Source organism: Streptomyces meridianus (genome assembly GCF_023703325.1).
GTDB lineage: Bacteria > Actinomycetota > Actinomycetes > Streptomycetales > Streptomycetaceae > Streptomyces > Streptomyces meridianus.
Window position 1 is genome coordinate 67,338 of record NZ_JAMQGM010000031.1, and the last position, 24,183, is coordinate 91,520.

16 protein-coding genes are annotated in these 24,183 nt (G+C 71.5%); 9 read left to right on the forward strand and 7 right to left on the reverse strand.

All coding sequences use genetic code 11. The features are described 5' to 3' along the window. Positions 1-8: 8 nt before the first annotated feature. On the reverse strand, positions 9-4,418 hold the full coding sequence (pglW, locus tag M1E25_RS15415) for a BREX system serine/threonine kinase PglW (RefSeq protein ID WP_251415682.1): 4,410 nt from the start codon (positions 4,416-4,418) through the stop codon (positions 9-11). 254 nt (positions 4,419-4,672) lie between these two features. On the opposite strand from pglW, the gene M1E25_RS15420 reads away from it, so the two are divergent. Further along, positions 4,673-6,556, forward strand: a complete 1,884-nt coding sequence (locus tag M1E25_RS15420) for a DUF2075 domain-containing protein (RefSeq protein ID WP_251415684.1) — start codon at positions 4,673-4,675, stop codon at positions 6,554-6,556. Between the two features lie 219 nt (positions 6,557-6,775). Beyond that, on the forward strand, positions 6,776-6,913 hold the full coding sequence (locus M1E25_RS15425) for a hypothetical protein (RefSeq protein WP_251415686.1): 138 nt from the start codon (positions 6,776-6,778) through the stop codon (positions 6,911-6,913). A gap of 156 nt (positions 6,914-7,069) precedes the next feature. Here M1E25_RS15425 and M1E25_RS15430 read toward each other — a convergent pair whose 3' ends face one another. Both M1E25_RS15430 and M1E25_RS15435 read right to left on the reverse strand, forming a co-directional pair. Beyond that, positions 7,070-8,671, reverse strand: coding sequence for an alkaline phosphatase D family protein (locus M1E25_RS15430; RefSeq protein ID WP_251415688.1), 1,602 nt, complete (start codon positions 8,669-8,671; stop codon positions 7,070-7,072). Positions 8,672-8,953: 282 nt separating this feature from the next. Beyond that, a complete protein-coding gene (locus tag M1E25_RS15435) occupies positions 8,954-10,261 on the reverse strand; it encodes a YncE family protein (RefSeq protein ID WP_251415689.1) in 1,308 nt (435 codons plus the stop codon). Between the two features lie 223 nt (positions 10,262-10,484). Here M1E25_RS15435 and M1E25_RS15440 point away from each other — a divergent pair, with 223 nt between their 5' ends. Together M1E25_RS15440 and M1E25_RS15445 are read left to right on the forward strand one after the other, a co-directional pair. Beyond that, on the forward strand, positions 10,485-12,374 hold the full coding sequence (locus M1E25_RS15440; protein ID WP_372500850.1) for a CocE/NonD family hydrolase: 1,890 nt from the start codon (positions 10,485-10,487) through the stop codon (positions 12,372-12,374). A 158-nt stretch (positions 12,375-12,532) separates the two neighbouring features. Then, a complete protein-coding gene (locus tag M1E25_RS15445; protein ID WP_251415692.1) occupies positions 12,533-13,099 on the forward strand; it encodes a DoxX family protein in 567 nt (188 codons plus the stop codon). An 87-nt stretch (positions 13,100-13,186) separates the two neighbouring features. Here the strand turns inward: M1E25_RS15445 and bla are convergent, their stop codons facing one another. Continuing rightward, positions 13,187-14,107: a class A beta-lactamase gene (bla, locus tag M1E25_RS15450; protein ID WP_251415694.1), complete on the reverse strand. Its 921-nt coding sequence runs from the start codon at positions 14,105-14,107 to the stop codon at positions 13,187-13,189. Between the two features lie 370 nt (positions 14,108-14,477). Between bla and M1E25_RS15455 the strand changes: the two genes are divergently transcribed. The 5 genes from M1E25_RS15455 (at position 14,478) to M1E25_RS15475 (ending at position 19,371) form a co-directional block, all read left to right on the forward strand. Continuing rightward, on the forward strand, positions 14,478-15,581 hold the full coding sequence (locus tag M1E25_RS15455) for a DUF6421 family protein (RefSeq protein WP_251415723.1): 1,104 nt from the start codon (positions 14,478-14,480) through the stop codon (positions 15,579-15,581). Between the two features lie 86 nt (positions 15,582-15,667). After that, complete coding sequence (locus M1E25_RS15460) at positions 15,668-16,516, forward strand: DUF6202 family protein (protein WP_251415696.1); 849 nt, start codon at positions 15,668-15,670, stop codon at positions 16,514-16,516. Positions 16,517-16,588: 72 nt separating this feature from the next. Next, positions 16,589-17,575, forward strand: a complete 987-nt coding sequence (locus M1E25_RS15465) for a GNAT family N-acetyltransferase (RefSeq protein ID WP_251415699.1) — start codon at positions 16,589-16,591, stop codon at positions 17,573-17,575. 131 nt (positions 17,576-17,706) lie between these two features. After that, positions 17,707-18,588, forward strand: coding sequence for a DUF1932 domain-containing protein (locus tag M1E25_RS15470; RefSeq protein WP_285830799.1), 882 nt, complete (start codon positions 17,707-17,709; stop codon positions 18,586-18,588). Positions 18,589-18,666: 78 nt separating this feature from the next. Beyond that, positions 18,667-19,371: an alpha/beta fold hydrolase gene (locus M1E25_RS15475; RefSeq protein ID WP_251415701.1), complete on the forward strand. Its 705-nt coding sequence runs from the start codon at positions 18,667-18,669 to the stop codon at positions 19,369-19,371. 57 nt (positions 19,372-19,428) lie between these two features. Here M1E25_RS15475 and M1E25_RS15480 read toward each other — a convergent pair whose 3' ends face one another. The 3 genes from M1E25_RS15480 to M1E25_RS15490 form a co-directional block, all read right to left on the reverse strand. After that, on the reverse strand, positions 19,429-20,310 hold the full coding sequence (locus tag M1E25_RS15480; RefSeq protein ID WP_251415703.1) for an extensin family protein: 882 nt from the start codon (positions 20,308-20,310) through the stop codon (positions 19,429-19,431). A gap of 453 nt (positions 20,311-20,763) precedes the next feature. Continuing rightward, entirely contained in the window at positions 20,764-22,002 is a 1,239-nt protein-coding gene (locus tag M1E25_RS15485) for an SWIM zinc finger family protein (RefSeq protein WP_251415705.1), read from the reverse strand. Beyond that, positions 21,999-24,183, reverse strand: a 2,185-nt coding sequence (locus tag M1E25_RS15490) for an SCO1167/SCO6262 family helicase (protein WP_251415708.1), incomplete at its 5' end; no start/stop codon positions are given. The genes M1E25_RS15490 and M1E25_RS15485, both read right to left, overlap by 4 nt.

The following is a 24,183-nucleotide window of genomic DNA, read 5'->3' on the forward strand; positions in this document are numbered from 1 at the left end:
ACAGCGGTTCAGCCCGCGCGTCCGGCGAGTCCGGGACCGCGCAGCGCGTCGAGGAACGCACCGTCCACATGGGTCCGCTCGCCGTCGCCGCCAATGCACTCGACGGTCCGGCCGTCCAGGTGCGGGGGCTGACTGCGAGTCTCGACCGGGCACAGCAGCCACAGGCCGTGTGGCACCTCCGACGGCCGGCGGGCAGCCGCCTGGAGCTTGACGAGGAGGTCCCGTCCGCCGTCGTCCCAGTAACGGGCGAGCAGGCCCGCGTCATGGAGGAAGAGGACCGTACGCGAGGCTTCGGCCCGCTCCAGAAGCTGCGTCTCGACCCGGCTCCAGGCGACCCGCACGAAGCGGGCGAAGCCGCCGGGGAGCGGACCGCCGACGGCGTGTTTCCCGTCGATGCCGAGGACCTTGTCCCACGGCTGGTTCTTCTCGTCCGTCAGCCTCCGGAACTCAGCGAGGAATTCCGCGTTCAAGTCCACGCGCTCGACCGGGAATGCGGCGGCCACCGCCTCGGCCGCGCCCGGCAGCCGGGTTCCCCGGACGGTCAGCGCGAGGAAGCCGCCGCGCCGGACGGCAGAGGTGAGCCCGGTCCTGACGGCGGAATGCGGATCCTGGGCGTTCAGGGGCGTGCCGGGCACGGTGGTGAGGAAGCTGGTGCCGGTGCCGGTGGAGGACCAGGAGGGCGCTGCGTCCAGCGCAGGCGGGAAGAACCTCCCCTGCTCGGCGTCGTACTCGAGAGTGAAACGGGCTTCGCGCAGGGCCTCTTCGAGCTCGACATGCGTGGGCTCGGCACGGCCCGTCAGCAGCGCCAGGTCGGGGAAACGGGCCCGGATCCGGGCGATCAGCTCATCGGGGGCGATGCCGCTTCCGCGGCGGATTCCGGCTCCCGCCTGGGAGATGCGCAGCGCCCGGTCCAGGGTCAGGTCGCGCGGGTAGAGCTCCAGGCGGGGGCTCGCCTCGGCGGTCGCGGCGACCGCCGCCGCCAGCGCGACGAGCCGGGTGTCGGCGAGCGGGGCGAAACCGTCCGGTGCGGGCACGGTGCGCAGTTCGCGGACGACGGCCGCACGCCCCGGCAGCGGCTCCTCGTGGGCGATGCGCTCGGCGGTCTTGCCCAGAGCGGCGGCGTAGTCGGCGAGTTCGCGCGGTGCCGGGTCGTCGGTCCCGGGCAGGGACTCGGCCGCGATCAGGACGGTGTTCTCGCGGCGGTGCACGGCCAGACGCGGCTCGTGCTGCTCGCCGTCCCCGTCGTTCTCCCAGGTTTCCGCCTCCGCTGCGGCCCGCACGACGGCGAGCGCCTTGGCGAGGGTGCGTTCCGGGGCGTCGTTGCCCGCGCCGTGGCGGATCCGCAGCTCGGCGGCGAGCTCTCGCGCCGTCATGACGCGGCCCGCTGCTTCGACCGTCTCGACGAGTTCGTCCCGCACCGGCCTCAACCAGTCGGCCTCGGCCCACTGCTTGATCTCGATGCGGTGGTGACGTGAAACGGGGGGCTGCTGGATGCCGATCCGCTCGGCGACGGCCTTCTGCACCGGCCAGGGGCCGAGCACGGACAGGCCGCCGTCCTCGGGAGGCAGCCCGAGGGTGAGCCGGACGACCTCCGCACGGTGCGAGTTCCTGCGCCCCGCGACGGGGGTGAGACGGGCCGCCATCTCGTCCACGGACAGGACGCCGGTGGCGGCTGCTGCGTTCAGTTCCTCCGGGGACCATGCGGGCGGGGGGTCCGTCGCGGCGGGCCGGCTCAGGGCGGTGGCCCACTGCTTGCGGCGGCGGTTCAGTTCCTTGCGGACGAGGGCCCCGGCGCCCCGCGCGCTGTAGATGGCGTACGGCTGGACCTCGAGCAGCCCTCCGACCGTGGTCGCGCCGAGGGCTCCAGCGACGGACACCGCCCGCGGGGTGAGGCCCGCTGCGTCCAGCGGGGTGTCCGCGTCCGCGGAGTCGGCCGCGGCCTCCCGGGCCGCTTCCGCGGACTCGGGAACCGTGCCGACGGTGGCCGGGGTGGTGGCCGGTTTTCCGGCGTCGGCGGCCCGGAATATCTCGTACCAGGCGTCCCGCATCTGACGCAGCGTGTCGAAGCGGTGCTCGGTGTCCCGGTGGAGGGCCCGTTCGAAGAAGGCGGTGAGGCCGTCCTGCAGGGCCGGCTCGAACGACTCGGTGGCGATGGAGAGACCGGCCTCGGCGTTGGTGACCGGATCGAGGTGGCCGTCGCCCCACCGGGGACGCTCGCCACCGGCCATCTCGTGCAGGGTGACGGCTGCGGCGTAGCGCTCGGCGTGGTCGTCGTAATGAGCCCGGCGGCTGGTGCCGAGGAAGGGGTCGAGATAGCCGCGGGTGCCGGCCTTGACGTCGCGGTCGGACACCTCGGCGAGCGAGAAGTCGAAGAGTTTCAGCTGCCGGGTGCGGTCCTTCCGCTTGAAGATGCCGAAGTTGTCGGGCTTCAGGTCGCGGTGGCGTACGCCCTTGGCGGCGAGCTGGTCGAGCGCGTTGAACAGGTCGCTGCCGAAACGCTCCAGATCGTGGTAGCTGAGCTTGCCCTCGCCGCGCAGCCAGGCGCCCAGCGAGTGTTCGCCCGCGTACTCCAGCTCGAGCAGGGTGCAGCCGGCTATCTCCCGCGGGCCGCCCTTGAGCTGCACGACCGTGCCGCCACCGACCTGCTCCAGTGCGCGCGCCTCGCCGCGCAGCCGCTCGGCCTTCTCCTGGTCGAGGGCGACCTTGAAGACGCGCTCCTCCGTGTGCGTCTCGCCGTCCTCGTCCTCGACGGCGCGCTCGACGAGCAGGGCTCGCGCGGTGGCACCCGTGCCCAGGACGCGCCGTACCGACCACTCGCCGTCCAGCGACTGGCCCGGCAGGGCGGCCAGTGGGTCCGTCTCGGCGGACGGTACCGGGGCGGGGACGGCGTTGCGCAGCTCGGCCCGGTCGAGGAGGTCGAGGAAGCGGTCGGCGGAGACGATCCGCTCGCTCGGGTCGGAGCGGGTGGCCCGGAAGACCAGCTGATCGAGGTCCTCCGAGACCCCGTCGGCGACAGCGATCATCCGCAGACCGCGGTCGGCGCTCAGACGCTCGCTCAGACCGCTGCGCCGGTCGGCGGGCGGGCGGCCGGTGAGGATCAGGTAGGAGACCGCGCCGAGGCCGAACACGTCGAGCTCGACCGGGTCCGGGTGCTCCTGCTCGGTCTCGGGTGCCAGGTAGACCTGGGCGGCGTCCTCGATCAGGCCGGTGTCGAGGCTCGCGTTGCCGAGCGACCGGAGCAGGGTCGCATGGGTCTCGAAGTCGCGGGCCGCGGTGAGCCAGTCGGTGATGCGCAGCTCGGGCCGGGAGCCGTCGGGGCGGCAGGAGACGTAGACCGACCGGGCGGCGAGGGCGCGGTGGTAGAGCGAGCGGTCGTGGGCGTAACGGACTGCTTCGGCGAGCTGACGCACCAGGTCCAGACGCAGCTCGGGTGTGAGGCGTCCGCCGTGGGTGTCGAGGTAGTGGTCCAGGCGCAGGTCGGTCGCACGGTGGCGGAAGAGTATCGCCGGGCCCGCCTGGTGCTCGCGGATCTCGACGGCGGCCGCGATGCCCCGGTGGTTGATGCCCTGAAGAACCTGGTACTCGCGCTGGGCGGCACGACTGATGCTCTTCCGGGCCGCCTCCGTCGCCCCCTGCTGGACCAGGTAGAGGCGTACCCGGCCCTCCTCGTGGACCAGGCCGTCGACGCGTTCGGCCAGCCGGTCCTCCCAGGAGGGGCCCACATCCAGCGGACGCGGCTGCATCTTCCAGGCGTCGCCGAACTGCAGGTGGGTGGTGGACTGCCGGATGCCGATGGTCTTGAGCAGCATCGGCAGGGTCCGACCGGCGAATTCGGGGGTGATGCGGCGTTCCGGCCGCTCGGGAGGCAGGCCGAGGAAGTCCTGCCAGATGCGCGGGAGACCGCTCGCTCCCTCGTCGCGGCCGTAGACCCTGATGCGCTGGATGTCGTCGAGCCGGCTCTCCAGGTCGGGGGCGGAGAGAAAGACCGCGGGCTCGATGCGGGGTAAGGGGCGGTGGATGCCGTGCTTGCGGGCGGCCCACTGCAACTGGGACTTGAGGTCCTTCGACTTGGCGTCGTTGAAGTGCAGCGGGTTGTTGATCGTCCGGATGCGGTCGGTGCCGTGGAAGTTCCAGGTGGAACCGGTGTTCTCCAGGTGTCCCGGGTGGCTCTTGATCTCGACGAGGAAGAGGCCGGCGGGGACGGCGATCAGCAGGTCGCACTCGTTGATGCGTCCGGACTGGGCCGTGAAGGAGAAGGTGACCCAGGCCCGGTAGGGCTCGGCGGCCGGCATGAGCCGGCGCACGTGGTCGAGGGCGTCCTGCTCCCAGGGGTAGGGGGAGGGGCGCTCCTGGTTCCACTGGTTCAGGGGACGGCGAGGGCCGGGCTTGGGTGCCGGGGGGCGTGCTGTGTCCGTCACTGTCCGGCCTCCGGCGCTCATGGCTGTGCTCGGGCTGCGAATTGCCCGCTCGAGCCTACCTTGTGCCGATCGTTCGAGAGCGAGGTCCCGACCACAACTTCCCTGCTCTGGTTGCTCGTTGGCCGATCCGCCACAGCGTGCTGCGCCGCCGGCGGGGCACCACTAATGTACGTAGCAGTCATCGCGGCCCGACGGGCTTCCTCAGGACATGCCCCCACCCGCACGAGTTCTTTCGTGCTGCCTGGGGGAAGTCCTTGCTGTTCCGCGACTCCGCGTCCGCGGTCGCCGCCGAGATCCACGCCGGTTCGCTGTTCCTCCGGCTCACCGACCGGTTCGTTCACATGCACGGGCACAAGCCGGGTCCCTCCGAGGTCCGCTCCTGGGAACGCAGCATCCCCATGCTGACCAACGCGCTTCTCGATGCCGGGCTCGGGCAGGTCGAGGTCCTGCTGGAGTACGGGCTGCCGCTCACCAGCAAGCGGGCGGACGCGGTTCTCGCCGGGATGCACCCGCGGACGAAGGAACCGTCTTACGTCGTCGTCGAGCTGAAGCAGTGGAGCCAGGCGCAGCCGGACGACGGCGAGCCGGTGCTGTGCCGGGTCGACGCCTACACCCGGCCGGTGCTCAACCCGATCGAGCAGGTGCGCGGCTACTGCACCTACCTCGCGCAGTTCAACGGAGCGCTGGAGGGACGCGGTGACCGGTTGGCGGGCGTGGCGTTCCTGCACAACGCGACCGATTTCGGGGTCGCCGGACTGTACGAGGTCGAGCAGAGCGAACACGGCCGACTGTTCACCGGCGACCGGCGCGGCGAGTTCGTCGACTTTCTCCGCTCCCGTCTGGCACCGGAGCCCGGGCATGCGGCGGCCGATGAGCTGCTGCAGGGAAAGATCAAGCCGTCCCGGCAGCTCATGGCCGTGGCCGCGCAGGAGGTGCGGGAGCGCGAACAGTTCCAGTTGCTGGACGAGCAGCGCGTCGCCTACGAAATGGTGATGCGGGCCGTACAGCGCTCCCGTCAGGCCGACCACAAGGAGGTCGTCGTCGTGACGGGCGGCCCCGGCTCGGGCAAGAGCGTCATCGCTCTCCAGCTGCTCGGCGAGCTGTACCGGCAGGGGCGCAGCGCGCTGCACGCGACGGGATCGCAGTCCTTCACCACGACCATGCGCAAGGTCGCCGGTGCCCGGAAGCCCGAAGTCCAGGCCCTGTTCAAGTACTTCAACAGCTTCATGACCGCGGAGCGCAACGAGCTCGACGCCCTGATCTGCGACGAGGCACACCGCATCCGGGAGACCTCCGCCAACCGCTACACCCGTGCTGCCCAGCGCACCGGTAAACCGCAGGTGGAGGAACTGATCGACGCCGCTCGTGTCCCGGTGTTCCTCCTGGACGAGCACCAGGTGGTGCGCCCGGGCGAGATGGGAACCGTCGAGGAGATCAGGGCGGCCGCGGCGGCGAAGGGACTGCAGTGCCATGTCGTACCGCTGGACAGCCAGTTCCGGTGCGGCGGGAGCGACGCCTACATCAACTGGGTGGTGCGACTGCTCGGTCTGGAGGCCGGCGGACCGGTCGCTTGGGATCCGGACGACAGGGTCCGCCTCGAGGTCGTGGACACCCCGGCGGAGCTGGAAGCCTTCCTCGTATCGCGCCGCGCTGAAGGCTACGTCGCCCGCATGTCCGCAGGTTACTGCTGGAAGTGGACCAAGAAGACACCCCCGGGTCAAGCACTGCCGGCCGACGTCGTGATCGGCGACTGGGCCCGCCCCTGGAACGTCTACGGGGACCGCGCCGTGGCAGGCGCTCCCCCAGCCGCGCTCTGGGCGACGGATCCGGCCGGATTCGGCCAGGTGGGCTGCGTCTACACCGCCCAGGGCTTCGAGTACGACTGGAGCGGCGTGATCCTCGGCCCCGATCTGGTCTGGCGCGGCGACCGGTGGGTCACGGACCGAACCGCTTCGAAGGACCCGGTCTTCAACAAGGCCACCTCCGAAGCAGATGTCGACCGGCTGATCCGCAACACGTACAAGGTGCTGCTCACCCGCGGGATGGTGGGCACGGTGATCTACTCGACGGACGCGGAGACCCGCGCCAGGCTGCGCGAGCTGGTCCTCGGCGGTGCCCTGGCAGGGGCTGCCCTGTAGAGGTTGCCTGCGCCGTCAGAGCACAATATCCGGCCGGATCAGGGGGAATGAGACCCTGCGGCGGGCCTCTCGCCGGCCGTGACAGGCTGTGCGCTCCGACGACGCCTTCCCGTCGATCCGCTGAAGGCATCCACTCAGCTCCCCGGGAACCTCATGTCCGAGTTCGTCATGCCGACCGTCTCGCAAACCCGGGAACTTCTCCGCGAAGTGAGCGCGGAAATGAGCTCGCTCTTCGGAATCTCCCACGCCGAGGCCGTCGCCAGGATCAACTCAACGTGGGCAGATCTGGACTTCACGCGTGGGCACGACCTCATCGGCCATGAGGAGCCGGGACATTGGGCCCATGTCATCTACTAAGCGGAGCCCGTACCGTACTGGGAACCCGGCTTCGACCCCGAAGCCTGGCGCGTCAAGGAGCCGCCACCCAAGGGCTCACCGGCATGGACGCTGCTGCGGTAGTTCTTCCGTTCGTTAAGGCGATGCCCGGCAGTCCCGACCGGCCTGTCGAAGCGGCTACACCCTGACCGCGCCCGGCTTGCCGTCCTCGACGACGAACGAGGCGTACGTCGTCGCCGCCACGTCCGGCCGGCTGACCGTCGGCACCATCCGCAGGTCCGTGCGCCACTCGCTCTCACTCACCGTGCAGGTGACGTACCCGCGCCTGTCGCCGTCGAAGAACTTGATGTGCGGGTTCCACTTGATCATCGGCCCGTAGTAGGGCCCGTAGACCTCGTCGTCGCCGTTGGTCGAGATGGACGTGCCGACGAACTCCGTTGCCACGACCGGCGCATCGGGCCGGTCGAAGTCGCTCGTGATGTCGCTGACGAACGTCGAGTGCCAGTCCCCCGCCACCAGTACCGGGTTGCGCACCCCGGCCGAGGTGAACGTGTCGGTGACGGCGCGGCGCGAGGCCGGGAACCCGTCCCACGCGTCGTGCCAGATGATGTCCCCGCTCGGGCCGTCGTGGTCCAGCCGCGCCATCATCACGCTCGTGGCGATGACGTTCCACCGCGCCCGGGAGCCGCGCAACCCGTCGAGCAGCCACGTCTCCTGGGTGCTGCCGAGCAGTGTGCCCTTGGCCGGGTCGTTCCCCGCCTCGCAGGCCGGTGCCTCGCCCCAGCCGCAGGGCGGAGCGGTGCGGTACTGCCGGGTGTCCAGCATGTCGATCTGCGCCAGGTCGCCCCAGTGCGAGCGCCCGTACAGCAGCAGCGAGCCGTCCTTGCGCGGCAGGGACCGGCGGCGCAGCGGCTGGTGCTCGTACCAGGCCTTGTACGCGGCGGCCCGGTCGGTGCCGACCGGGCCGTCGTACGCGCCGGCGTAGTCGTTCTCCACCTCGTGGTCGTCCCAGGTGACCAGCCACGGGAAGCGGGCGTGGGTGCGCTGGAGGTCGGGGTCGGACTTGTAGAGCGCATACTGCATCCGCCAGCGGTCGAGGTCCTTCGGCCCCTCGCGCAGGACGTCGGGGGTCGGCGTTCTCCGCAGTCCGCCGTCGGCGGGCACGCCGTACTCGTACACGTAGTCGCCGAGGTGGACCACGAGGTCGAGGTCCTCCTCGGCCATGTTCCGGTAGGCGCCGTAGAAGCCGTGCGACCAGTCCTGGCAGGAGGCGTAGGCGAAGGTCAACGAGCCCGGGGAGGCGTCCCGTCGGGGTGCGGTGCGGGTGCGCCCCACGTCGGAGACGTCGCCGCGGTAGCGGAAGCGGTAGAAGTACTCCCGTCCCGGCCGGAGCCCGTCCACCTCGACGTGCACCGAGTGCGCCAGCTCGGGCAGGGCGGAGACGGTGCCCTGCCGGACGACGGTGCGCATGCCCGCGTCCGCCGCGACCTGCCAGTCGACGGGCACGGCCCGGCCCGGCATGCCCCCGTCCGGGCTGAACGGCTCGGGTACGAGCCGGGTCCACAACACCACGCCGTCGGGGGTGGGTTCGCCGGAGGCGATACCGAGCCTGAACGGGTACTCGCCGCTGCGGATGCGCGGTGCGGCCAGCGCCGAGCCCTCCAGGGGCAGCTGGCTCAGGGCGGCCAGTCCGGCGAGGGCTCCGGCCCCCGCGAGGAAGCGACGGCGGCCCAGGGCCGCCCGCTCGGCGGAACCGCTGGTGTTGCGGGCTGTGTTCATGGCCGGAATCCCATCCCCTGCTGTCGAGCGTCAGGTGTCGCCGGGGCGACTCCGGTGTGACGCTTCCTCGAAGAGACCGGGCGGCAGGTCCGGTGTGCGTGCCGGGAACCGTGCTGCGCGACGATGAAGCACCCCACCCCCAGGTCGTGGACCGGAGCGGTCCGGCCGGTCGTCATGATGACGGAGCCCGGATTCCGCTTCCAGGGGTGCGGCGCATGAAACACATCCTGATGCAGCGGGGCACCCGGTCCCCCGGCTGTCCGGAGCCCGGCCGCCCCGCTGCTACCGCGCCCCGAGCACGTCCGGGTCCACTCTGCCGAGCCGCATCCGCTGCGGGTGGTCGCCGACTTCGAGCCGCGCGACCTCCTTGCCGGTCTCGTAGGAGATGGCGGAGATCCGGTCGTCGCCGCTCCAGGAGACGTAGCAGTGGCGGCCGTCGCTGCTCGAAGTCGCCCAGTAAGGCTTGGTGCCGGCCTTGACGAGCTCGCCGTGCTCCAGGGTGCTGCGCGAGACGATGGTGGCGTAGTCGGACATCGTCCCAGCGACGCAGATCCCGGTGCCCTGCCTGTTCATGGCGATGCCGTGGTGGGCGGAGTCCAGCAGGTACTGCTCGCGCGGCATGTCCTTGACGTGGTCGGCGATCGGCAGGTCCACCACCCGCCGCACCCGGTCCTCCTGGAGGTCGTACTCGACGAACCCGTGGAAGAACGACACCTGGAAGTAGACGAACCGCTCGTCAGGAGAGAACGTCATCGGCCGCACCGCGGAGCTCATGTCCGGGTAGCCGGCCTCCTCGAGCTTCTTGCCCATGTCGATCCGCTTTTCGACCTCCTGGGTGTCCGCGTCGATGACCTGGACGTACCGCTCGCCCTTGGTCGTGTCGAACACCGGCTGGTCGAGGGGGGTGTAGACGAGCCCGATGCTCGCGTTGAAGATCTTCCCGCCGTCGCGGCTGTAGACGTTCTCGTGCGGGGAGTCGCCGGTCGGGAACCGTCCGGTCTCCTTCCCGGTCTCGATGTCGAGCAGGTGGACGACGTTGGCGGTGGAGGCGGAGACGGCGACCTGCTTGCCGTCCGGGGAAACGGCCATGTGGTCGGCGCGCTGGCCATCGACCTCGAACCGCCACCTGAGTTCGCCGGTGCCGAGGTCGATGGCGACCACGTCGGCGAAGCTGGGCCGGGACACCACGAGGGTGCGGCCGTCCGGGGCGGTGTACATGTCGTCGGCGTACTGGTTGTGGCCCTCGCCGACGAGCTGGCGGATCGCCAGGAAGTAGGCGAGGCGCAGGGGGTCGGCGGCGATCTCCCGCATCCGTTCGGCCCGGTCGGGGATCACGTCGACGCGGGCCTTCCTGCTGAGCTCGCCCGGGGAAACGACGTCGACCGTGCCGTCCCAGTTGTTGCCGACGAACAGCATCTCCCGCATGTCCTGCGTCTGCCGCTCCGCTGCGGCGCCGCGGACGGTACGCGGCGCCGCGTCGCCCGCCGGGCCGCGGACCGCCTGGGTGCCCGATGCCGGCGCGGTCGGGAGCAGCAGCGCAGCAACCGCCAGTCCAGCGGCGGCGCACGACCCCGCGGTTCGTCGCTTCATGGTCCGATCCCTTCGTGGGTCCGTGCCGGACGCGGGCGGCGGGCGCGCACGACGCGGGGGGCAGCCGTCCCGTTGCGGAAGAGATTCACGGACCCGGGGCCGTCTGTCCAGAGTTCTGTACTCATGAGTAAGAAATCGTCGGCGGGCGTGCATGGCCGGAACCCGGCCATCCGTTCCCGGGCGCGCCCCCGGCTATTGACGCGGCCATGACCGTGAGCTGACCATGAGCGCGCCGATACCTACCGGTTGGTACACGGCTCGTGACTGCTTCGGAGGCCCTGTGCCCGGATTCCGCGGATGGACGGCATTGCTGACGGGTGCGGCCCTGGCCGTGCCCCTGTTGGCCTCGGGCCCTGCCGAGGCGGCACAAACGGCGGACGACGCGGCCGGCGCGTACTCCGTGACGGCCCTGCGGTTCACGGTCGACGCCGGCGGACGCACGTGCCCCGTGGACGCCGACCTGTACCGGCCGGACGGCGTGGACGGGGAGCACCGCGCCCCCGCCGTGGTCACCACCAACGGATTCGGCGGCAGCAAGGACGACGACTCGACGGCCGCCATCGCACGGTCCTTCGCCTCCCGCGGCTACGTGGTCCTCTCCTACTCCGGCCTCGGATTCGGCGCGTCGGGCTGTCCGATATCCCTGGACGACCCGCGCGCCGACGGACGGGCGGCGAGCGGCCTGATCAGCTTCCTCGGCGGCACCCGCGCGGCGGACGACGGCACCCGGATCGACTACGTCACCCGGGACGGGGAGGACGACCCGCGGGTCGGCATGATCGGCGGATCGTACGGCGGCGCCATCCAGATGGCGACGGCCTCGGCCGACCACCGCATCGACGCCCTGGTCCCCTTCATCACGTGGAACGACCTCGCCTACTCGCTCGCCCCGAACCACACGGGGCAGCGGCCGGACTCGGGGGTCTCCTCGGATGTCCCCGGCGTCCACAAGTTCCAGTGGACCAACGGCTTCTTCGCCCTCGGCGAGGCTCAGGGACTGCTGCACCCGAACCTCGACCCGTCCCGGCTGGGTTCGGGTGGCTGCCTGCACTTCGTCGCCCCGGCCTGCACGGCCAAGCGCCTGCTGGACACCGGGCGCTACCCGCCTGCGCAGACGCAGCGGATGCTGGACTACGTCCGCGAGGTCTCCCCCGCCTCGTACCTCGAGGACGTCGAGGCGCCCACCCTGCTGATCCAGGGGCAGGCGGACACCCTGTTCAATCTGAACGAGGCCGCCGCCACCTACACCACCCTGCGCGACCAGGGCACTCCGGCCAGGATGATCTGGCAGTCCTGGGGGCACAGCGGCGGCATGGACGACCCGGCCCCCGGTGAACTCGACCTGGGCAGGGGGAACCTGGAGACGTCCTACGTCGGCAAGCGCATCCTCGCCTGGTTCGACCGCTATTTGCGCGGCAACAAGGCCGCCCCGACCGGGCCCGCCTTCGCGTACTACCGCGACTGGGTGGACCCGGACGACGCGTACGCAACGGCCCCGGACTTCCCCGCCGCGCAGGGCCGGCGCATGTACCTGTCCGGCGACGGCAGGCTCGTCGCCGACCGCGATGCAGTGAGGGCGGGCACCCGTTCCTACCTCAGCACGCCCGCGGCCACCGGGCATTCGGGCGCAGCGCTCGCGCACTTCCTCGGTGTCCCGGACCCCGAACCGTACGACGTGCCCGGATCCCACCTGGCGTGGACCTCCGCCCCGTTGCCGGAGGGCCTGACCGTGGCCGGGATGCCCGAGGCCACACTGAAGGTGGACGCCCCCTCGGCACGGCTGACGCAGCGGTCCCCCGACGCGGCGGGCAAGCTGGTGCTGTTCGCGAAGCTCTACGACATCGCCCCGGACGGCACCCGGACCCTGGTGCACCGTCTGGTGGCACCGGTCCGCGTCCCGGACGTGACGAAGGAGTTCACGGTGGCGCTGCCGGGCATCGTCCACCGCTACCCGGCCGGGCACCGGCTGGGCTTCGTCGTCGCGGCCGGGGACACGGCCCACTACGGCAACAGCGGGACGGGACGGGTCTCGGTCACCAGCACGGAGGGCGGCACCGGGAAGGGCGGCGTGCTGAAGCTGCCGGTCGTGAGTGGATCCCTGCCCCAGGGGTAACAGCCCGTAACAACGCCGACCATTGTTCAACGTCTGAGCAGCCGGTACGGTCGCGGTCCCGATCGGGCCGGTGGATGCAATTCCCCGGTTCCCGGGCCCTGTTGTGTCCGCACGCCGACGACAGGTGGGCTGCTGCTCACCACCCTGGAGAAGCCCCGATGTCCCTCTCCGAAACCCTCGTCCCGCTCGCCGAAGGTCCGCCCGCCGAACCCGACGCCCCGAAGCGCCGCGCCCATGACGCGGGGCTGCTCGTCCTCCGCCTGGCCGTCGGCGCACTCTTCGCCGTTCACGGCGCGCAGAAGCTCGTCGGCTGGTTCGGCGGCGCCGGGCTGGACGGCACCGGACATTTCTTCGAGAAGGCCGGCTACCCCGCCGGCCGGACGATGGCCGCCGTGGCCGGCGCCTGTGAGCTGGCCGGTGGGGTCGGCCTCATCCTGGGCCTGTTCATGCCTTTCGCCGCAGCCGCCCTCGTCGGTGTGATGATCAACGCGGTGGCCGTGAAGTGGAGCGGCGGATTCTTCGCCCCGTCCGGCATCGAGTTCGAGGCGACCCTGCTGGCTGTCACCACCGCGCTCACCCTCGCCGGCCCGGGCCGCATCGCGACCGACCACGTCCTGCCGGGCTTGCGCAACCACCGGCTCGCCCGGGGGATCTGGCTGCTCGTTCTGGCCGTCCTCGTAGCCGGCGCACTGCTGGTGATCCGCAGTCAGGGCATCCTGCAGTAGACCGACGCTCCCGCCGCACACCGGCCCCCGGCTCCTGGAGGAGCCGGGGGCCGGTGTGCGGCGGATCCCAGCGCGTGTTCCGGCCGGTCAGCCGACGGCGTCGGCCAGCACCCCCGCGGTCTTCGCGATGAGCGCATCGTCGGCAGCCGCACCCGCTTCCGGCTTGGTCGTCAGCACGGCCAGCACGATCGGGGCGCCGTCCGGCGTCCAGGCGATGCCGACGTCGTTGCCCGTGCCGTACCCGCCGCCGCCCGTCTTGTCGGCGACCGTCCAGTCCGCGGGCAGCCCGGCCCGGAACCGCTTGCCGCTGGTCGCACAGTTCAGCATCCATCCCGTCAGCAGCCGGCGGTCACCGGGCTCCAGCACGTTCCCGAGGACGAGCCGCGCACAGCTGCCGGCGATTGCTCCCGGACTGGTGGTGTCCTCGACACGCCACGGTTCACCGGAGCTGAGGTCGGTCTCCCACCGGTCGAGGCGTGTCGTCGTGTCCCCGATCGAACGGCAGAACCGGGTGACGGCGTTCGGCCCGCCGAGTTCCCGGAGCAGCAGGTTCCCCGCGGTGTTGTCGCTGGTCACGATGGTGGCGTCACAGAGCTCAGCGATGGTCATGCCGTGCTCGAGGTGCTCGGGCGTGCCCGTGACCGGGGAGTGGTCGACCAGGTCTGCCTCGGTGTACCGGATGCGCTTGGCGAGCGTCTCCCCGTTCCGGTCGAGGTCGCGGAGAACGGCAGCGGCGGCAAGGGTCTTGAACACCGAGCAGATGGGGAAGCGCTCGTCCGAACGGTGCCGCACGCCGGCTCCGGTCGCGACGTTGTACGCGAATGCGCCTACGCGCGCGCCGTGTTCACGCTCGAGCTGTCGTAAGCGTGCAACGACGGTGCCGCGGGGACGGACGTCCGCCCGCGCCGGTGCCGCGCCGTGCACGAGTGCGGCTGCCACAGCCGTTCCGGCTCCGGCAGCGAGCAGTGCCCGGCGGGCAGGGTTCGATGCCGCATCAACGGGTTTCAACGTTCCGGTCTCCTTCGTTCGTTCCTGCGGCGTCGGGCCGCAGATCTGTTCAGGACCATGCCGGGTGGCTAGTCTGCTGACCGGTCGGCACGGATCATGTGATCGTCGCGGCGTGCCGCTCAACGGATCTTTCGTAGGGAGAGTTCGTGCAGGTTGCTGACGCACAGGCGGACCCGCCGAGATCCCTGACTCCCATGGACACGCCCACGGCCGCGACCGTGGTTCCCCTCTCCGGCGACCGCCGTCCGGATCCCCGCCCGCGTCCCCGTACCGGACGCCCGCGGCCCGGCGGTGACGACCGCCCCGGCCCTTCGTCCGACCAGCGGCCCCGGCCCGCTCGGCAGCAACGGGAGAGTGCACGTTGAACGACATGCGACCGGTGTTCGCCGAGATCGGTGAACTGCGCGGACAGCTCGGGGAACGGTCGTCGTACCGCGAGCCGGAGCAACGCGCGGCGCTAGCACGCCGCATCGAAGGATCCCGGCATCTGCGACGCATGCCGGCCGCGGAGGCGCTCGTGCACGACCTGCGGGCGTACACGCCTGGAGCCCGGCTGAAGGCCGTGAAGGAACACATCAACAGCCGCCGGGACAACCACATCTTCTCGCTCTTCGACGCCTCCTATTTCCCGTCCCTCTCGCTGGACTACCTCACCTACGAACTGCTGCCGGCCGATCCGCACCTCGCCGAGCGCTACGCCAGCAACACCGCTCCGGTGAACATCACGGGACACTCTGCTGGGTTCGGCTCCCGGGTGGTCGTGGCGCTCTTCCCGGAAAACCACATCGACGGTCTCCAGGACCCGGACGACCTGATCTTCTACTTCATCGACAAGTTCGTGGAACGGCACAACCGCATCACGCGCCGGATGATCGACGCGGTGACGGCGCCCGGCAGCTTCCCGCTGATTCAGGGCGCGAGCGACAGGCAGATCGAGCAGGCGTCGTCGTGGTGGGTGCGGCTGCACGAATACCACCACCGGCAGGGCGACATGCCCATACCCGAGTTCCTGCCGGTCAAGAAGTACAAGCCGCTCGCCGGGCTCGAGGAGCTCCGGGTGGACGTCTCCGCCATGCTCGCCCTGCTGCACGACGAGAAGCTGCCGCGTCACGAGGCTCTGACCGCCTACGAGTACATCCTGGCCGAACGCCTGCTGCGCTACGCCGTCGAAGGCATACCCCGCCCCAACTACGACGCCGTCGCCTCGCAGTTGCTCTTCCGCTATCTCGCCGGGCACGACGGCATCCGGGTGGAGGACGGAGTGATCACCCTGAGCCCGGCGATCGCGACGGTGCTGGCGCAGTTCCTCGCCGAGATCGAACGGATCGAGCACCGGATTCACGAGGAGCCGGCCGAGATCGTCCGCAAACGACTGCTGGAATTCACCAACCAGTACACCGATTTCGATGCCGAGAAGCAGGACTACCGGCACATCCCGTTCTTCGCCGAGGTCAAGGCAGGACTGGGAATCTAGGGCCCTCCGCCCTGCGACACCCGTCCTCCGGAACGCCCGAGCCCCCAGCACAGCCGAACCCGCCGAATTTCTCCCCTGGAGTGATCGTGACCGCTGTTACCGGCTTTTCGCCCGAGGACCGGAACGAGCTCGACGAGCGCGTGGAAAAGGAAATCGACCGGGCCCGCCTGCGCCGCGCGGACAACGCGTTCTTCGGAACCGCGAAGAACGCCTCGGCCGTCACCCCCGAGGCCGGGCTCGCCATCGGCCTGCGCTGGCGGGAGATGACCAAGAGCTTCATGTTCACGACCCTCGCCGGACTGGGCGTGATGGCCCGCTCGTTCTCCGCCCAGGCAGCCCCGTCCCGTGAACTCCTCGGCGCCTTCCAGACCGTCTACCAGGTCATCGGCGACGACCTCGACAACGCGGCACCTGAGTTCCGGGCGGTCGCCCCGCGCGGTCCGGCGGGAATTCACTACGTCTGGTGGGACGACACGGTCGTCGCACCACTGACCCCCCACGTCGACGAAGCCGGCCGGGAGGCCGCCGCTCAGCTGCCGGCCGCGGTGCGCGAACTGCTCGGCAACATGGAGCGGCTCGCCGAGTCCCCGCTCGGCGCCGCGGTCCAGCTCCGGGTGGTGGAGACCATCGCCCTGGACATCGCCGTCGGGTTCCGGCGGCTGTACGCGAAGGTGATGGTGGACGGCGAGCGGCTGTTCCACCACAACGACCAGTTCGCCTGGATCGACTCCCACATCAAGGCCGAGACCGGCCACGCCCAGCAGGTCAGCGACGACGAGACCGGCATGACGGGCCTCGTCACGACCTCGGACGAGGCGGCGGAGTTCATCCGGCTGGTGAGCGAGTACGCCGACAACTGGTCCCGCGCGCTCGAGACCTTCGGGGACTGCCTGCGCGACGACGCGTCCCCCCGGCACGAGCCCGCATCGGCCTGAACGTCCCCGTCCGGCCGCGGCGGTCCGCTCGGGGCGCGGGACAGCGGCCCCGCAGGCAGAAGGGAGCAGCACGTGGAGATACGGGACCACTACGGACTCGCGCTCGCCGTGGTCGGGCCGGAGGAGCTGGCGGCCCGGCCCTGGGCCCGCCCGGGCCGGGACATCGACGTCGTCCGGGTCGTCGACCCGCCGGCGACCTTCTGGCCGGAGCTCGGCGCCCACGGATTCCTGCGCAAGCCGTCGGCCGTCGCCTGGGTGGCCGAACTGGGATCCGGCGAGGAGGAGTTCCTCTCCCGCCTGCGCCGGACCGCTCGCCGGGACATCCGCCGGGCGCAGCGCGACGCGGCTGCGGCGGGACTGACCGAGGTGATCGAGGAGCCGGTCTCCCCCGCCGCCCTCGACCGGTTCCTGGCCCTGTACGCAGACCGTGTCGCCCAGATGGACTTCGGCGTTCCGTTCGCCCTCGGTCACCGGGATGCCGTGCTCGACGGCCCGGACAAGTTCTTCGGCGTGTTCGCGTACGCGGGCGAGGAGCTGGCCGGTGGTTGCCTCGTCCGCGAGTGCCCGGACGACGACGCCGCGGTGGTGCGCTTCTCCGCCGTCACCGCCGAGTGGCGGCGCTCCAGCCTGGCGCGGGTGCTCTACCTCACCGCCCTGCGGGTCGCCCGGAGCAAGGGGTACCGCTGGGCGACCCTGGGGAACGAGCCCAACCTCATCGGGCACCTCACCAAGCCGGGCCTGTTCCGCTTCAAGGCCGATCTGGGCTTCCGGACCGTGCCCTCCCAGGACTTCGCCGACCCCGACGGCCACGACGAGGCCGACCTCGTCCTCAGGCTGGACCGGTTGAACGACCCCACGTTCCTGCTCGCCTACGCCGACCCCGTGGACGCTGCGGAACGCCGCCTCGCCGGGCACCTGTTCTGTGTGACCCCGCAGGACACCGCCCCGTATGCCGCGCCCTTCCTGATCTCGACCTCCCCGACGCTGCCCGCCGGCCACCGGTGCGGTGCGGCCGGTGGACCGGACCGAACGGGACCGGACCGAACGGGACCGGACTGAACGGGACCGGACCGAACGGGACCGGATTGAACGGGGGTTCGATCTTCGGAGACGCGCGGGTAGGGTTCGCGAGACATCAACCGCGCGGTCCCCGGGCCGCCTGCTGACATGCGATCGGAGAGCAGCGCCGTATGAGGGGTGTGGGAACGACCGTCGGGATCCTCCACCCGGGCCGCATGGGTGCGGCCGTTGCGGCGCAGTTGCGACGGGGTGGCGCACGCGTGATCTGGTCCCCCGAGGGCCGCAGCCCGGCGACGGCGGAGCGGGCCGAAGCGGCCAGGCTGGAGGCCGCCGACGGGCTCGCCGACCTCCTCGAGCGCGCCGACGTCGTCCTCTCCCTGTGCAGTCCGGCGGCGGCCGAGAACGTCGCCCGGCAGGTGGCGGAGCACGGGGTCGAGAACGGCACGCTGTACATCGAGGCGAACGCCACGGCTCCCCGGCGCATGCAGCGCATCGTGCAGCTGCTGCCCGGGGCCTCGGTCGTCGACGCGGCGCTCATCGGCCCGCCACCGGTCAACGGCAAGCGGCCGCTGCTGTACGCCTCCGGTCCGCCCTCGGCCGTGTCCCGGCTGAGCGGGCTGTTCGCCATGACCGATGTGCAGGTGCGTCCGCTCGGGGAGGAGATCGGCAAGGCGTCGGCGCTGGGGCTCTCCCACAGCGGGTACCGCAAGGCCGCCCAGATCCTGGCCGCGCTGGCCCACGGCGTGGCCGAACAGCACGGTGTGGCGAGGCAGTTGACGGACATTGCCGCGCAGGAGCCGGGCGGCTACCCGACGAGGACCGCCCACATACCCGACGCGGCTGCGAATGCCTGGCGCTGGGCACCGGAACTGCAGGAGGTCGCCGACCTGTTCGCCGAGGCCGGTCTGCCGGACGAGCTCATGCGCGGCGCAGCCGCCTCCCTCGGCCGCTGGGAACAGGTGCGCGATGCGGAGCTGAGCGCCGCCGACGCCCTCGAGAAGCTGCGCACGCCCACCGAGGCGAACGCCGACGGAACCTCCGGGACCGCCTGACCCGCGGTTCCCTGATCCGGAGCGTCCTTCCCCGGCGAACATCGCCACACGGGTGGCCGGTGCCGGTAGCGTCCGGCCATGCCTGATCAACACACCGTCGAGACCGGACGGGCACGGCTCGCCTACCGGGTCTGCGGACCTCCGGACGCACCGCCGCTGGTCCTCCTGCACGCGCTGGGCGAGGGGGCCCGGGACTGGGAGGACGTCACACCGGCCTTCTCCCGCCGCCGACGGGTGTACGCCGTCGATCTGCGGGGCCACGGCGGCAGCGACCGGCCCGGCGCCTACTCACTGGAGCTCATGCGCGATGACGTGCTCGGCTTCCTGGACGCCCTTGCCCTCGACCGGGTGGACCTGATCGGCCACTCCCTGGGCGGCATGGTCGCCTGGATGCTGGCCGCGGCGCATCCCCAGCGGCTGGACCGGCTGATCCTGGAGGACGTGCCGGCGCCGCTCCCCCGCGAACGGGTCGTCCCCGAACGGCCGGAAGGGCCACTGTCGTTCGACTGGGACATGGTGCTCGCGGTCAGGCAGCAGATCGATACCCCCGACGCCGCCTGGCTCGCGCTGCTCGGCAGGATCACCGCCCGCACGCTCGTCCTCGCGGGCGGACCGCAGAGCCCGGTCCCCCAGGAGCGGATCGCGGAACTGGCCCGGCGCGTGCCGCATGCCCGGCTGCTCACCGTCCCGGCCGGGCATCTGATTCACCGGACTGCTCCCGGTCGGTTCACCGATGCGGTTCTGGAGTTCCTCGAGGATCGGGCCCCGTCCGGAGGCGGGTGAGCCGGGGGCCCCGCACGGTGCAGGGGCCGGGTGTCCGCACCCGGCCCCTGCCACCGGTCAGAACGCGTCGTCGCGGAACCCGTGCCGGGCTATGCGCGCGAGCATGTTCCGCCAGGAGTCGAGGTTGGTGTGCGGGTCGCCCTCGATGCTGAGCTTGTTCTTCGCCTGGGTGAACGCCGACTGGGTCTTGGATCCCCATATCCCGTCGACCGCCAGTCCCGAGCCCATGAAGTTGTTGCACATGGCCTGGACGAACTTGGTGTCGCTGGACGAACCCTTCTGGCACAGGGTCGGAAGGCCACCGAAGTCCGCGTGGATATGGTCGTGGTGGTCCGAGTTGTACCAGCCGTCGAGGACGTAGCGGAACCGCCGACGGCAGGTCGCGTCCACGGCCAGGTAGCGGCGGCGCAGGGTCTTGTCCGAAGCGGAGTGGTGGCCGTCCAGCGGGGAGCTCTGCCGGCCGCCGTTCCAGCGGACCAGGTCGAGGTCCATCGCGGTGCCCGCACCGTGCTGGCCGCTCTTGTTGACGTAGAAGCCCGCGGACACCAGGAAGTCGATCCCGCCGAACCCTCCGTCGGCGGACAGGTCGCGCAGGTCGCGGATCCAGACCACCAGGCGGTCGTAGAAGGCTTCGGTGCACTGCCAGTTGCGCAGCGAGGTGTTCCCGCGGTCACCGCGCCAGTAGTACACGGGAGTTCCGTCGATCTTGCTGAAGGTCCGCATCGCCATGGTCTGCGGGGGCTCCATGCTCGCAGGCAGCTGCGCCGTCGTCTCGCTGCTCGCCCAGGCCGGTGAGTTCGCACCGGACTGTGCGACCAGGGCGGTCGCCGCAGCGGCTCCGAGTCCGCCGAGGAACAGGCGGCGGTTCAGGTGCCGGGTGTCCCCGGTACCTTCTGTCGGTTCCTGCGCGGCCCCCGTGGGTCTTTCGTTCTCCTGCATGCGTCGTGCTCCTCTCCAAAGGGTCTTCCGGTCTTCGGTGAGGCTCGGTTCGCGACGACGTCCCAGACATGGGCTGCGTCACGGCGGACACGGCGGAACGCTCTCGGGAACACGGTGTATCCGAGCGCGGGAAACCGTCTGTCTCCGCTCCTCGCAGGACGCACAGGCCGTCGGCGTCGGGGAGAGCAGGGCGCGCGACGACCTGCCCGCCGCTGTCGAGGCCGGGCCAAGGAAAGCAATGCGTAGCTTAATCACACTAATGCAGCGGAGGTAATGATTCCGCTCCCGATGAGTCATCAACTCAGCTCTTTTGCAAGGCAGTTGGGTCAGCAAGGTGACAGCGAACCGCCGTGGTGGTGCCGGTACGTCTCACAAGCGGCCGGAACACGCTGCGCCGGCGGGTGAGGTCTCGGCTGGCCGACCCGACCGTGCGGCCGCACGGTCGGGGAGTCCTCACCCGTACAGCAGTCCCGTGAGCGCACTGACCGGATCGGCGTCGGCCGGGCCCTCCGGCCACCAGTCCTCCCGGCCCCGGTCCGAGCGGTACGGGTACCAGCGGCCGTCCCGCCCGTAGCGGAGCTGCACGACGCCGGAGACGTTCGTGAGCCGGTTGCGCCGGGGAGTCAGCCGGGGCAGCTCCGCGGCTGTCAGGACACTGCGGGCCCGGTCGAAGTCCCCGGCCGGCGGGTCCCATTCCTCCTCGAGGACGGCCAGGCCCGCATGTCCGCCCTGCCGCCAGGCAGCGGCCGCCCGCGCCAGCTCCTTCGGCGTTCCCCCGGTGGCCCCGGCCAGCCCGGTGAAGCGGCGGGAGACGGTGTGGCGCCCGGCGAGCAGGGGGTGACCGGCGGCGAGACGTACTGCGTCCTGCCACGGGGTGAGCGGTGCCAGGGCGCTCTCCGTACCGGTGAGGAAGGCGTGGGCCCGGGCCGAGGCGTCGACGGCCAGGAACTCGAGCGTCTCCGCTGCCGGCCCGTCCTCGGTTTCGGGGAACACCGGCGGCTGCGCGGGCACGTCGGGTGCGGGCAACGGCTCCGGAAGCGGCGGGTGTTCGGTCCGCTGCAGGGCCGCGCGCGCACCGACGGTGACCGGGGGCCGTGGTGTGCCGGTCCGGTTCCGGGCGGCGCGGGCGGCGTTGCGGCGGGACAGTTCGTCGAGGAGGTCGTCCTCCTCGCGTCCGCGCATCAGCAGCAGGACGAACGGGTCCTCGTCCAGGATCCGGGCCGTCTGGTAGCAGAGGGCGGCGGCGTGCTTGCAGGGATGACCGTCATCGGGGCAGGTGCACTGCGGGGCGGGTTCGCCGGGGCCCGGGAGCAGCCGGACGCCCGCCGACGCGGCCGCTTCGACGAGCTCGTGCGGCATGTCCTTGTCGAGCAGGGCCGCGATGTGCGCGGGTCGGCCGGCCACGACGTCGAGGAAGCGGTCCCAGTCGTCGGCGGTCAGGACGCCGAGCCGGATCCGGGAGGTGTAGGGGCGGGGGCGGCTGCCGTGGACGACCGCCGTGATCAGGCCGGGGGTGACCGTGATCTGGTCGACGTTACCGGCACGCGCGTAGGTGCGGCCGCGGGAGAGGCGTCCGGCGTCGAGCGAGCTCTCCTCCAGTGCGGTCACCCAGGCCCGGCCCCACCAGGACTCGGCGAACGGGCCCCGGCTGCCCGGGCGGGGCGGGAACGGCGGGTAGACACGGCGGTTCACGGCGTCCTCCGCAGGGACACGAGGTCGGCCAGGTCGGCGTCGCTCAGCTCGGTCAGGGCGGCCTCGCCGCCGCCGAGGACCGCGTCGGCCAGCGCCTTCTTGCTGCTGAGGAGTTCACCGATGCGTTCCTCGACCGTGCCCTCGGTGATCAGCCGGTGCACCTGCACGGGCCGGGTCTGGCCGATGCGGTAGGCGCGGTCGGTGGCCTGTTCCTCGACGGCCGGGTTCCACCAGCGGTCGTAGTGGACGACGTGCCCGGCCCGGGTCAGGTTGAGCCCGGTGCCCGCGGCCTTGAGGGAGAGCAGGAACACCGGGACCCGGCCGGCCTGGAACTCCCGGACCATCGCCTCGCGCTGTGCGACCGGCGTGCCTCCGTGGAGCAACAGGCTGGGGATGCCGCGGCCGGCCAGGTGGGTCTCGAGGAGCCGGGCCATGGACACGTACTGGGTGAAGACCAGGACCGAGCCGTCCTCGGCGACGATCGTCTCCAGCAGTTCGTCGAGGAGTTCGAGCTTGCCGGAGCGTGCGACGAGGCCGGGGGCGGCCTCCTTCAGGTACTGCGCGGGGTGGTTGCAGATCTGCTTCAGCGCGGTCAGCAGCTTCATGACCAGACCGCGGCGGGCGATGCCCTCGGCCTCCTCGATCCGGGCGAGGGTCTCCCGGACGACGGCCTCGTAGAGGGCGGCCTGTTCGCGACCGAGGGCGACGGGATGGTCGGTCTCGGTCTTGGGCGGCAGTTCGGGGACGATCCCGGGGTCGGACTTGCGGCGGCGCAGCAGGAAGGGGCGGACCAGACGGGCCAGCCGTTCGGTGGCCGCGTCGTCCTCGCCGCCCTCGACGGCGCGGGCGTGCCGGGCGCGGAAGGTCTTGAGCGGGCCGAGCAGTCCGGGGGTCGTCCAGTCGAGCAGGGCCCACAGTTCGGAGAGGTTGTTCTCGACGGGGGTGCCGCTGAGGGCGACCCGGGCGGGCGCGGGGATGGTGCGCAGCGCCTTCGCGGTGGAGGAGTAGGGGTTCTTCACGTGCTGGGCCTCGTCGGCGACGACCATGCCCCAGGTGTGTGCGGCGAGTTCGGCGGCACTGGAGCGCATCGTGCCGTAGGTGGTGAGCACGAAGCCGCCGGCCAGGTCCTCGAGGCTGCGGCTGCCGCCGTGGAAGCGGCGCACGGCCGTGCCCGGTGCGAACCGTTCGATCTCCCGTTGCCAGTTGCCGAGCAGGGAGGCCGGGCAGACGACGAGCGTGGGGGCGGGGTGGTTGCGCCTGAGGTGCAGGGCGATGAGGGTGACGGTCTTGCCCAGGCCCATGTCGTCCGCCAGGCATCCGCCGAGGCCGAGGGAGGTCATGAGGTCGAGCCAGGCCAGTCCGCGCAGTTGATAGTCGCGCAGGGTGGCGCGCAGACCGGGCGGCTGGGGGGCCGGCGGCAGGTCGGAGGTGAGGCGGCCACGCAGCTCGGCGAGGGCACCGACCGGGACGGCCTCGACCTGTTCCCCGTCGACCTCGGCGGTGCCGGTGAGCGCCACGGACAGGGCGTCGACCGGGTCCAGGAGGCCGAGTTCGCGTTTGCGGGCCTTGCGGACCAGGGCGGGATCGACGAGGACCCACTGGTCCCGCAGCCGGACGACGGGCCGGTGCGCTTCGGCGAGGTTGTCCATCTCCGCTTCGGTGAGCGGTTCACCGCCGAGCGCCAACTGCCAGCGGAACTGCAGGAGTTCCTGGGTGTCGAAGAAGCCGAAGCCGTCGGCGGCCGAGCCCGGGGCGCGCCGGACGACGGCGGTGGCGGTCAGTTCGCGGGCCAGTTCCCGGGGCCAGTGGACGGCGACGCCGGCGGCGCCGAGCCGGGCCGCAGCCCGGCCGAGCAGGTCGGACAGCTCGTCCTCGTCCACCGGGAGCACGTCCGGGACGGGCCGCTCGAGCAGACGGGCGAGCGGAGGCCAGACGCGGGCGGCCCGGCGGACGGCGAGGAGGGTGTCGATGCGGGCCCGGGGACCGAGTCCGCCCTCGCCCTCCCACAGCCGGGCGGCGTCGGTGACCAGGGTGGGGTCGGCGAGGCTGTGCACCTGGAGGACCGCGGCGGCGGCACTCTCCCGGTCGTCGCCGGCCGGGTCGAAGACGGTGTGGGCGGCGAGGTCGAGCCGGAGCGAGATCCGCACGCCCGCGTCGAGGCCGGCCGCCACCTCCGCGGCC

Excerpts from the sequence above, each read along its gene's own strand:
- M1E25_RS15455 (WP_251415723.1), top strand. The coding sequence starts at position 14,478 with ATGCGACCGGTGTTCGCCGAGATCGGTGAACTGCGCGGACAGCTCGGG.
- M1E25_RS15425 (WP_251415686.1), top strand. The coding sequence starts at position 6,776 with ATGAGCTCGCTCTTCGGAATCTCCCACGCCGAGGCCGTCGCCAGGATC.
- M1E25_RS15430 (WP_251415688.1), bottom strand. The coding sequence starts at position 8,671 with ATGAACACAGCCCGCAACACCAGCGGTTCCGCCGAGCGGGCGGCCCTG.
- M1E25_RS15440 (WP_372500850.1), top strand. The coding sequence starts at position 10,485 with ATGAGCGCGCCGATACCTACCGGTTGGTACACGGCTCGTGACTGCTTC.
- M1E25_RS15435 (WP_251415689.1), bottom strand. The coding sequence starts at position 10,261 with ATGAAGCGACGAACCGCGGGGTCGTGCGCCGCCGCTGGACTGGCGGTT.
- M1E25_RS15475 (WP_251415701.1), top strand. The coding sequence starts at position 18,667 with ATGCCTGATCAACACACCGTCGAGACCGGACGGGCACGGCTCGCCTAC.
- M1E25_RS15480 (WP_251415703.1), bottom strand. The coding sequence starts at position 20,310 with ATGCAGGAGAACGAAAGACCCACGGGGGCCGCGCAGGAACCGACAGAA.
- M1E25_RS15470 (WP_285830799.1), top strand. The coding sequence starts at position 17,707 with ATGAGGGGTGTGGGAACGACCGTCGGGATCCTCCACCCGGGCCGCATG.
- M1E25_RS15445 (WP_251415692.1), top strand. The coding sequence starts at position 12,533 with ATGTCCCTCTCCGAAACCCTCGTCCCGCTCGCCGAAGGTCCGCCCGCC.